At 67.1% G+C, this 9747-nt stretch carries 10 protein-coding genes and 1 pseudogene; 4 read left to right on the top strand and 7 right to left on the bottom strand.

Annotated features, from left to right (window positions below; all coding sequences use genetic code 11):
* From JWM94_RS16035 to JWM94_RS16025, 3 genes are all read right to left on the bottom strand, one after another.
* A partial coding sequence (locus tag JWM94_RS16035) for an amidase (RefSeq protein WP_299429244.1) occupies positions 1-488 on the bottom strand: 488 nt, incomplete at its 3' end.
* The gene (gene gatC / locus JWM94_RS16030; protein ID WP_299429242.1) at positions 488-790 is read right to left on the bottom strand and encodes an Asp-tRNA(Asn)/Glu-tRNA(Gln) amidotransferase subunit GatC; all 303 of its coding nucleotides are present in this window, start codon (positions 788-790) and stop codon (positions 488-490) included. The genes JWM94_RS16035 and gatC, both read right to left, overlap by 1 nt.
* Before the next feature lie 44 nt (positions 791-834).
* A complete protein-coding gene (locus JWM94_RS16025; protein ID WP_299429241.1) occupies positions 835-2586 on the bottom strand; it encodes a DUF4153 domain-containing protein in 1752 nt (583 codons plus the stop codon).
* 81 nt (positions 2587-2667) lie between these two features.
* On the opposite strand from JWM94_RS16025, the gene JWM94_RS16020 reads away from it, so the two are divergent.
* Complete coding sequence (locus JWM94_RS16020) at positions 2668-3789, top strand: DUF3089 domain-containing protein (RefSeq protein ID WP_299429239.1); 1122 nt, start codon at positions 2668-2670, stop codon at positions 3787-3789.
* Positions 3786-4247: a Holliday junction resolvase RuvX gene (gene ruvX / locus JWM94_RS16015; RefSeq protein WP_299429237.1), complete on the top strand. Its 462-nt coding sequence runs from the start codon at positions 3786-3788 to the stop codon at positions 4245-4247. Before JWM94_RS16020 ends, ruvX begins: the two co-directional genes overlap by 4 nt.
* Here ruvX and JWM94_RS16010 read toward each other — a convergent pair.
* On the bottom strand, positions 4237-5112 hold the full coding sequence (locus tag JWM94_RS16010) for an AraC family transcriptional regulator (RefSeq protein WP_299429235.1): 876 nt from the start codon (positions 5110-5112) through the stop codon (positions 4237-4239). The two genes, ruvX and JWM94_RS16010, sit on opposite strands and share 11 nt — an antisense overlap.
* 123 nt (positions 5113-5235) lie before the next feature.
* Here JWM94_RS16010 and JWM94_RS16005 point away from each other — a divergent pair, with 123 nt between their 5' ends.
* The gene (locus tag JWM94_RS16005) at positions 5236-6222 is read left to right on the top strand and encodes an aspartate carbamoyltransferase catalytic subunit (RefSeq protein ID WP_299429233.1); all 987 of its coding nucleotides are present in this window, start codon (positions 5236-5238) and stop codon (positions 6220-6222) included.
* The gene (locus JWM94_RS16000; RefSeq protein ID WP_299429231.1) at positions 6219-7418 is read left to right on the top strand and encodes a dihydroorotase family protein; all 1200 of its coding nucleotides are present in this window, start codon (positions 6219-6221) and stop codon (positions 7416-7418) included. The genes JWM94_RS16005 and JWM94_RS16000 overlap by 4 nt, the downstream gene beginning before the upstream one ends.
* Here the strand turns inward: JWM94_RS16000 and JWM94_RS15995 are convergent.
* From JWM94_RS15995 to JWM94_RS15985, 3 genes and pseudogenes are all read right to left on the bottom strand, one after another.
* Positions 7415-8713 carry an SPOR domain-containing protein gene (locus JWM94_RS15995; protein WP_299429229.1) on the bottom strand — a complete coding sequence of 433 codons (1299 nt, stop codon included), beginning with the start codon at positions 8711-8713 and terminating at the stop codon, positions 7415-7417. The two genes, JWM94_RS16000 and JWM94_RS15995, sit on opposite strands and share 4 nt — an antisense overlap.
* A gap of 15 nt (positions 8714-8728) precedes the next feature.
* Positions 8729-9346: a hypothetical protein gene (locus tag JWM94_RS15990; RefSeq protein ID WP_299429246.1), complete on the bottom strand. Its 618-nt coding sequence runs from the start codon at positions 9344-9346 to the stop codon at positions 8729-8731.
* 14 nt (positions 9347-9360) lie between these two features.
* Positions 9361-9747: pseudogene (locus JWM94_RS15985) on the bottom strand (ParA family protein); the annotation flags it as partial.

Genomic DNA, 9747 nt, shown 5'->3' with positions numbered 1-9747 from the left:
CCGCCGGAGGAGCCCCCAGGCGCGAGAGGCGCGTTGCCGCCGTCGCTGCGCCGCCACGGCGAGATGACGTTGCCGAAGTACGAGGTCTCGTTCGACGACCCCATCGCAAACTGGTCCATATTGAGCTTGCCCAGCATGCCTGCGCCCGCGTCCCACAGATTCTGGCTGACGGTCGATTCGTATTCGGGGGTGAAGCCTTCGAGGATGTGGCTCGCCGCGGTCGATGCCACACCCTTGGTGCAGAACAGGTCCTTCATGCCGATCGGCACGCCGGCCAGCGGCTTGAGCGTTTCGCCCTTGGCGCGCGCGTCGTCGGCGGCTTTGGCGGCGGCGAGCGCGTGATCGGGTGTTTCCACCAGGAAGGCGTTGAGCGTCTTGGCTTTGGCGACCTGCGCATTGAACGCGGTCGCGACGTCGGTCGCGGAAAAGGTGCCCGCGCGGACGCCGTCGCGGATATCGCGGACGCCGAGATCGGTGAGGTCGGTCACTATTCGATCACCTTCGGCACGGTGAAAAACCCGTGCTCCGCCTGCGGCGCGTTCGCCAGCACCGCGTCGCGCTTGCCGCCGCCGGTCAGCGGGTCGGCATCGACGACGTCGTCGCGCAACCGCAGATGGTTGGGGATCACCGCGGTCATCGGCGCGATGCCGCTGGTATCGACCTCGCCCAATTGCTCGATCCAGCCCAGGATATTGTCGAGCTCGGGCGCGATCTTCGCGACCTCCTCGTCGGTGATCGCGATGCGGGCAAGGCTCGCGATCTTCTTCACGGTTGCAGCGTCTACGGACATGAGGGGGCGCCTAGCAGCCGCGTCCCCATTCCATCAAGCGCAGCTTACTGGAATATTGGTCCTTGCGGTTTGCCGCCGACGAAAACTTGCCGTCGTTCGACCGCGCGCACCGTAACGTCGCCGCGCCGGAAGGCATCGCCCTCTTCTGCGAGAGATTTACGCTCCTGCGCGTCGGTTACTCCCTGTCCGGGATCGATATACGGTCCCGAATCCGGCTCCTGCCACTTGCCGCCGTCGGCAACCAACCGATTAACATCGCGGCTGCATTTGAAGGCAGGATCGGCTTGCTGCGCGGGTGTCAGGTCTGCGCAGCCGTCGCTGACAACAACGGCGGTTCGCCCATCGGGCTGCAGAAATATCCGACAAAGCGGCGTCGAACCGCACAGGTTCTTCGCGGCAGCCTTTAACGGTTCGGCTAGTGCGGTACCGGCCGGGTTCATTTCAAACCGCGTTTCGGCGGCAGCTTTGCTTCCAGACCAACTCTCTCCGGCCAAGATAGCGTTGTGACGGATTGCAGGGGTCGGCGAGTGCTTAAGTTTCTCGAACGCGTCGAGTCCGGGCTGGCCGAATTCGCTTTGCAGCGCCGACCAGTCGAATTTATCCGCCCGGATCGTGCCCCTCTCCAGCCGTGAGACCTGATCGCGCACGGAAATTGCGTTGAACCCCAGTAATGGCGTCGCCAGCAGCAGCGCTGCCGCCATCGTCGCGAACGCCAGCCGGATATTGTCGCGACGGATCAGCGGACCCCAATCGAGCCGCTTGCGCGCGAGATCGGTCAGGTAAACCAGGCCGTAGCCGACCGCGAACACTACCACCGTGAGACCCCATAACCGGTCGGGCGTCGCGCCATACTGGCTGAGCCGCAGCCCCATCGCGATTGCAGCAATTACCGCGAGCGGCAGGATCGACACGCCCAGCGCCAGCGCCGACCAGCGCAGCATCGGGCTCTTCGCCTCATCATCGGGGCCGTGCCCGATCACCGCGTTGGCCAGCACCAGCGCGCCGATCACGCACGCCATCAGGATCGGCGTGGTCGATTTGGTCGCCTCCCATAAATTGTTCAGCCCGGTGAACGGCAGCGACACGATGAACAGCAGCAGCGCGATGCCGAGGATCGGCGCGAGGAACCCGAGCACCGAAGTTACCACGCGCTGCAACAGCCGCACCACGTTCTCACGGTCGCGCAGGAGCGCGAGCGCGGCGCCGAACGCCGCGCCGACGATCAGCGCGTTCGACCAGCTCTTTTCCAGAACGTCCTTGAGGAAATGGATACCGATCAGCGCGAACAGCTCGCCGAGCAAGTGCGACAACAGGAGCACGATCCCGGTGAACCCCCAGCATGCGCCCCACAGCACGATGTTGATCCAGGCATGGCCGTGTACTTGCGGATAGGGAAACGTCGCCCGGCCCTCATCGCGCGCGACTTGAAACAGCGGCACCGCGATCACGATCGCCAGCACCATGCTCGCCCCGCTCCAGGTCCACAGCCCGCTTGGCTCGCTGTTCCACCACACGATCATCCCCGCGATCACACCAAGCGCCGCAGCGAACGCGACCGTCCAGCCGATCCGCACGCGGGCGAGCCCGAACCCGAACGCCAGCGCGCCAACTCCCACGCCGGTCGCGGTCGCCATCCGCCACGCCGAGAACGCGCCATCGTAGCGGTGCCAATCGTCGGGCTCCATCAGTTGCTGAACGGTCAGCGCGGCGATCGCGCCGAGCACGAGCAGGATCACCGCGCGCTGCGGCCAGGTGGGCTCGTCATGTTCCGGTTGCGGTGCCTGTATGCCCGTCATCGCGCTCCCCTAGATTGCCCGACGAATGAACGCCGTGCCGCCGATGATTGCAAGCATGGCGATCATCGGGCACGGCGCGGCATGGCCCGCAAATTCCTCTATGCGATCGTCGTCATCCTGCTGCTGGTGATCGCGGGTGCGTTCGCGCTGCGCTTCTTCGGCCCGCAATTGTCACGCTGGGCGTTCGTCCCGAGCGCGTCGTTCGAGGGCGCACCGCCGCCCGCGCCGAACGCCTATGCCGACGCCAAAATGTGGCTGGCGCGGCCCGACATTCGCGGCAACCCGGCGACCTGGACCCCCTCCGGTTATGGCGTACCGGCATCCGCGCCGGCGGCGGTGTTCTTCATCCACCCGACCTCCTATCTCAACCGCGCGCACTGGAACGCGCCGCTCGACAATGAAGAGGCGAACGGCCGCGCCGCCTTGTTCCTTCGTGGTCAGGCCAGCGTGTTCAACGATGCGGGCCAGGTCTGGGCGCCGCGATACCGGCAGGCGACGCTGGGCGCGTTCCTGACCAGCCGCGAGGACGCCACCAAGGCGCTGGACTTCGCCTATCGCGATGTCGCCGCGGCGTTCGACGAGTTCCTGAAAGAGATCGGTCCCGATCGCCCGATCATCCTTGCGGGGCACAGTCAGGGCGGTGCCCATTTGTTGCGATTGCTGCGCGAACGAGTCGCCGGCAAGCCGCTCGCGCGCCGCATCGTCGCGGCATACGCGATCGGCTGGCCGATTTCGAAGACCGCCGATTTGCCCTCGCTCGGCCTCCCCGAATGCGCCCGGCCCGACCAGGCCGGATGCATCCTGTCGTGGCAAAGCTATGCCGAGCCATCCGACACGTCGATGTTGCTCGACTATATCGACGCGACCAGCGGACCGACGGGGGTTGCGCGGCGCGGCACCGCGTTCGTCTGCACCAATCCGCTAACCGGCACACCGAACGCGGACGCGCCGGCGAAGGCCAATATCGGCACATTGGTCGCATCGTCCGACTTCAAGACCGGCACGATCACGGTCGGCGCGGTGCCGGCCAAGTGCGTCGGGCGCGGTTTTCTGAGCATCGGCGGGCCGGTCGACATCGGTCCCTACGTCCTGCCCGGCAACAATTACCACGTGTTCGATTATTCGCTGTTCTGGGCCAATGTCCGCGCGGATGCCGTCCGGCGGCTCAAGGCTTTTTCGGCCCCCGCTCCGGCCAAGCCGTGATCACCGAAGACCGCGCCGCGTATCGCGAGGTGCTTCCCGAAGGCGGGCGGCTGCTCGGGCTCGATGTCGGGACCAAGACGATCGGTACCGCCTTGTGCGACGCGGGGTGGAGCTATGCCAGCCCGGCCGAGCTGATCCGCCGCACCAAGTTCACCGCCGACAAGGCTTTGCTCGTCGCGCTGATCGCGGCGCAATCGGTCAAGGGGCTGGTGATCGGCCTCCCGCTCAACCTCGACGGCAGCGACAGCCCGCGCACGCAATCGACTCGCGCATTCGCGCGCAACCTCATGGATCTGAACCTGCCGATCCTGCTGTGGGACGAACGCTGGTCGACCCAGGCGGTCGAGCGCCAGATGATCGCGGAGGACCTGAGCCGCGCGAAGCGCGCCGAACGCGTCGACAAGCTCGCCGCGAGCTACATTCTGCAGGGCGCGATCGACGGGCTCGTCAGCGGCTGACGTGCAGCCCCTGCACCGGCGCGCCTAGCAACGCCCGCCGCCCTTCCGCCGCGCGGCGCATCAATTCGCGCGGGGATTTGAAATAGGCCAGCGGGGTCATGCCCATATACGCCTTGAAGTCGCGGTTGAAATGCGCCTGGTCGTAGTAATGCGGATCGATCAACTGGCCGAGCGGCTGGTCGAGCGCATCGCGCACCCGCGCCAGCGTGCGCAGGAAGCGTTGGCGGCGCAGCAGCCGGACGGGAGAGAAACCGAACACGCTGCGGCACACACGGTGCAACGTGCGCTGCTCCATCCCCAGCGCTTCGGCCAGGTCGGCGACGTCATCCACGACGCCCGACAGCAACGCTTCCTGAACCCGGACCGCCGCGTCGTGATAATGGCTCGGACGCGGCACGCGCGCGGTCAGGATCGCGTCGAGGATCGCCACGCGCGCGGCATCGTCCGCCGCCGCGATCAGCCGGTCGCGGATCGCTGGCCCGGGCTCACCAAGCTCCGCGCTTAGCGGCAGGATCGCGTTGGCGGCCTTGGACGCGTCGCTGCCGATCAAGCTGAGCCAGCCGAGCGGGGTCAGCCCGACGCCGATCGTCAGCCCCCCATTGCTGTCGAACCGCCGCGTGCGGTCGCTTGGGCCGAAGATCATCGCATCGGGCGGCGGCGTCATGTTCTGCCCGTCGGCGTCGCCAAAACGCATGTCGCCAAACAGGCAAAAGCGGATATTGCCCCATTCTGGATGGGTGAAATCGACCAAAGGCCCCGGCGCGTCGACGACATAATAGGACGTGACCAGCGGCCGTAGCGGCACGGCCGGCAGGTAAAAACGAACCTCCGGCGCTTTGCGTCCGGTTGCGGCCTGATCTGTCATGAGCCCCCTCGCCGTCCACTTTGTCCAAAACCGCGAGCGGATGAAAGCGGCAAATGCTTGATCCCGATCAATTATCCGGGACCGCTTGCGCGAGCGTGGACGGCGGTCTAGGCGACGGCTTTAATGCAAGCATCGGATCACCGCCCCGCCGCCCTTATCGAAGGCGGCGCCGTCTTCCCGCACGGGCACCTGACCGGAATCGCGGGTCTTCAGCCGCACGAGATCACATTCCTGCTCGACGAAGCCGAGCAATGGGTCGAGGCGAACCGCACCCGCGCCAAGCCCGACAAGAGGCTTGCAGGCCTCACGCTGATCAATGCGTTCTTCGAGAATTCGACCCGCACGTTGCTGTCGTTCGAGATCGCCGGCAAGCGGCTCGGCGCCGACGTCGTCAACATGGCGGTCGCGCAATCGAGCGTGAAGAAGGGCGAGACGCTGATCGACACCGCGCAGACGCTCAACGCGATGCGCGCCGACATGATCGTCATCCGCCACGCCAGCTCGGGCGCGGTGCGGCTGATCGCCGACAAGGTCGATTGCCCCGTGTTGAATGCGGGCGACGGCAGTCATGAGCATCCCACGCAAGCGCTACTAGACGCGCTGACGATCCGGCGCCGGCGCGGGAGCATCGCGGGGCAGCGCGTGGTGATTTGCGGCGACATTCTGCATAGCCGGGTCGCACGCTCGAATATTCTCGCGCTCACGGCGCTTGCCGCGGAAGTGCGCGTGGTCGCACCCGCGACGCTGATGCCCGCGGCGATCGAGCGAATGGGCGTGACGCCCTTTGACGATTTCGACGCCGCGCTGAACGGTACCGACGTGGTGATGATGCTGCGGCTGCAAAATGAGCGGATGGCGGGAGCCTTCATTCCCTCCACGCGCGAATTCCATTTGCGTTACGGCTTGACGCTGGAGCGGCTTTCGCTCGCAAAACCCGATGCACTGGTGATGCATCCCGGTCCGATGAATCGGGGTGTGGAGATCGACTCCAGCGTCGCCGACTCGGTCCAGTCGGCGATCACCGAGCAAGTCGAGATGGGGGTCGCTGTCCGCATGGCCTGCCTCGACGTCCTGACCCGGCGCGCGCGCGGTATGGAAGGTTGGGCATGACCGCGCTTCGCTTCGTCAACGCAAGAGTCGTTCGTCCCAATGGCGCCGAGCCGGGTGAGCTTTACGTCGACGATGGCGCGATCACCGACGCCCCTGCCCCCGATGCCGAAGTTATCGACTGCGGTGGCAAGACGCTCGCACCCGCGATCGTCGATCTCGGCGTGTTCGCGATCGACCGCGCGGCGTTCCGCGCGGGGGGGATCGTTCGCGTGGGGCTGATGCCCGATCAATCGCCGGTGCTCGACGACCCCGGCATCGTCCAGCGCGCCTCGCTGGTCGGCAAGCCGCTGCTGTGGATCCACCCGATCGCCGCCGCCACCAAGGGGCTGGCCGGCAGCGACCTTGCCGAAATGGCGATCATGAAGGACGCCGGCGCCAGGGCGGTATCGACCGGGCGTGCCTGGATCGCGGACTCGGGGGTGATGCGCAAGGTGCTAGCCTATGCCCGCGACCTCGATCTGGTCGTCATTATCCATGCCGAGGATGGCGGGCTGACCGACGGCAAGGTCGCCACCGAGGGCGAGACCGCAACGCGGCTCGGCCTCGCCGCCGCCCCCTCCATCGCCGAGGCGCTGGCGATCGCGCGCGATGTCGCGCTGGCCGAGGATACCGGCGCGCGGCTGCACGTGCGACAGGTCACGACCGCGGCTGGCTTCGACCTGATCCGCGCCGCCAAGCGCCGCGGTGCGCGCGTGACGTGCGGCATTACCCCTACCCACCTGCTGCTGTCCGACAATGCGATGAGCGATTTTCGCACCTTCGCGCATTTGTCGCCGCCGTTGCGCGACGAGAGCGACCGGCAGGCGGCGCTGGCTGCCGTAAAGGATGGGACGGTCGACGTGCTGTGCTCCGGCCACGACCCGCGCGGGCCGGAGGAAAAACGCCTGCCCTTCGCCGATTCCGCGCCCGGCGCATCGAGCGCGGAGACGTTGCTCGCGCTGGCGCTTTCGCTCGAGATACCGATCGAGCGGCTGTTCGCGATGCTCGCGGCCAACCCCGCCAAGGTGCTCGGGGTCGATACCGGCACGCTTGCCCTTGGTATGCCCGCCGACCTGCTGCTGCTTGACGAGCAGGCGCCGTGGCAGATCAGGGGAGAGGCCATGACAGCGAGAGCCGGCAACACGCCGTTCGACGGGTTACCGGCTCAAGGAAAAGTGCTCCGCCTGTGGAAAGGGGGCGCGGAAATTTTTGCTTAGCGCTTGGCCCAGTTCGCCGCTGTGTCGCCCGCACCGGCGCGGACGAAGCAACGGCCGCCCTTGGCACGATAGTTCGAGCACATACGCTTCGCGCCAGCTTCGTCGAAACCGCCGACCGACAAGCGGTAGAAGGTCTTGCCCGCTACCGTGACCGGCACGCCCTGCGGCGCCTGGCCGGCGAAGCCAGAATAAGCGCGTGAGGCTCGTGCCCAGCCATCGCGGGCAACGCCCGCGCTGTCATAGGCGCCGAGCTGGACAAAGAAATTGCCCTTACCCACGCTGACCACTGCTGCGCCCGGGGTGGTTTTGGTCGCAACAAGGGGTTTCACGAAATTCCTGGATTTGACCGGCGCGATGCCGACGGCCGGCTTGACCGGCAGCGGTTGCACGACTTCGGCGCGCGGCGCGAAAACGATCCCCGAAACCTGGGGGCTCGGCGCGACCATCGGGTTCGCGACCGGGGCCGGCGCGGCTACCACCGCTGCGATGACCGGAACCGGCGCAGGCGCTTCGACGACCGGCGTCGGCGCGATGGCAGCGAGGGCGACCGGTGCGGACGCGTTGAGCGCCAGCGCAACCGGCTGGCCGGGATCATTCGACGGGCTGACACCGAGCAACGAGGCAACCTGGTCGGCGCGGCCGGTCGGGCGCGCAAATGCGGCCCATTCGACCATCCGCTTGTCGGCTTCGGTGGGCGACAGGTCCATGCTGGCGACGACCTTGGCATCCTGCCAACGTCCCGCCAATGCGAGGCTGAGCGCGAGATTCTGGCGAAGCTTGGCATCGGCACCCGGCTGGCGCGCGATCGGCAGCATCAGGTCGACCGCCGCACCGGGATCGCCGGCGAGCGCCAGCGCGAGGCCACGGTCGCTGACCGAAATCGCGCCCGAATTGCCGTCGAGCGTCCGGTGCGCGCCCTGCCAGTCGCCATCGGCGACCTGCGCAAGCGCGAGATTGAGCGCGACCTTGCCGTCGCCTGGCGACAGGCTGAGCGAATCCTTGAACGCAGTGCTGGCCGAGGCGAAGCGGCCGGCGAGGAGATAGGCCTGACCCAAGAGCGCGCGATATTCCGCCGATTGCGGCTGCATCGCCACGGCGAGTTCGGCGTAACGCACCGCGTCGGCCGCATCGCGCTTGGTCAGCGCCTTCGACGCTTTGCCGGCATCGTCGCGCGCCGCGCTGGCGAGCTGCGCGGCGGATCGTTCGCCCGCCGCCGCCACGCCCTGATACAGACCCCCAACCGCGACGCAGAGCGCCAGTGCCGACAGGCCCGCGTTCAAACTCTTTGTCTTCATGGCCATTGCCCCCAATCAACCCTTGGCCCGAACCGGAACCTGGCGTGCCAGGTCGTCGACTTCGGGTACGCTTTCCAGAAACGCGTCGAGCGCCTCGGTCACCAATATCTGCGCCGACCGCCCGCTCAACGCGCTGGCGAGCCGCAGGCGGAGGTGGCGATCCTGGTCGAGGCGGAGCGTGAACGCCGCCTTGTTCTTGCGCTGGGTTTCGCGCGCCAGCCGACCGGCGGTGGCGACCGATACCGGGCGGCGCACGATCGACACGACGGGAGCCGCGGGCTGCTCCGGCTCGTAAACCGGCGCTTCGACGGTCACGTCATGCTCGTCGGCGACAGCGTCGATCACCGGCGGCTCGAACTCCGCCTTCAACTGACGGCGCTGCGCCAGCACCGGCGGAACGCCCTCGGGCGGCGCGATGATGCTGTCGTCGCCGTTTTCGTCGGTGTGCAGCGCGTGAACATCGGCCTCGGGCTCGGGGTACTGGCCCATGTCGTTCCAGCCGAGATCGTCCATGCCGTTGGCCAGCTGCGCATAGCCGCCGGTGAAGCCCTGGGGACGCATCGCGGGGCGCGCATGACCCTTGCGGGCGAGCAGGCCCGAGGACAGCGAGGCAAAGGGTTTGGGTTCGCTCATCATCGCGGCGCCCCTCAGTTCGTCACGCGGCGGCCGAAGCCACCGCCCGCGGCCGGGCGCTGCATCCCGAAGGTCGACGATACGCTGGTCGGCGCGGCGAACACGGTGCGGCGGAAATTCTTTTCGAGCCGGTCGGCGATATAGGCCCACAATTCGCGGATTTCGTTGGCCGAGCGGCCGTTGGTATCGACCTCCATCACCGTGCGGCCGTCGATCATCGATGCGGCGAAATCGGTGCGGTGGTGGATCGTGATCGGGGCGACGGTGCCGTGCTGCGACAGCGCGACGGCGGCTTCGCTGGTGATCTTGGCCTTGGGCGTTGCGCCGTTGACCACGAACAGCAGCGGCTTGCCCGCGCGTTCGCAAAGATCGACGGTCGCGCCGACCGCACGCAGATCGTG

This window comes from Sphingomonas bacterium, assembly GCF_028289855.1.
Taxonomy (GTDB): Bacteria; Pseudomonadota; Alphaproteobacteria; order Sphingomonadales; family Sphingomonadaceae; genus Sphingomonas.
Note: the sequence above shows the minus strand (reverse complement) of the source record. Positions and strands in the feature narration are given on the sequence as shown.

Bases quoted from the DNA above. Each gene is read 5' to 3' on its own strand.
- JWM94_RS16010 (WP_299429235.1), bottom strand. From the start codon at position 5,112: ATGACAGATCAGGCCGCAACCGGACGCAAAGCGCCGGAGGTTCGTTTT.
- JWM94_RS16025 (WP_299429241.1), bottom strand. From the start codon at position 2,586: ATGACGGGCATACAGGCACCGCAACCGGAACATGACGAGCCCACCTGG.
- JWM94_RS16000 (WP_299429231.1), top strand. From the start codon at position 6,219: ATGACCGCGCTTCGCTTCGTCAACGCAAGAGTCGTTCGTCCCAATGGC.
- JWM94_RS15990 (WP_299429246.1), bottom strand. From the start codon at position 9,346: ATGAGCGAACCCAAACCCTTTGCCTCGCTGTCCTCGGGCCTGCTCGCC.
- gatC (WP_299429242.1), bottom strand. From the start codon at position 790: ATGTCCGTAGACGCTGCAACCGTGAAGAAGATCGCGAGCCTTGCCCGC.
- JWM94_RS16005 (WP_299429233.1), top strand. From the start codon at position 5,236: ATGCAAGCATCGGATCACCGCCCCGCCGCCCTTATCGAAGGCGGCGCC.
- JWM94_RS16020 (WP_299429239.1), top strand. From the start codon at position 2,668: ATGGCCCGCAAATTCCTCTATGCGATCGTCGTCATCCTGCTGCTGGTG.
- JWM94_RS15995 (WP_299429229.1), bottom strand. From the start codon at position 8,713: ATGAAGACAAAGAGTTTGAACGCGGGCCTGTCGGCACTGGCGCTCTGC.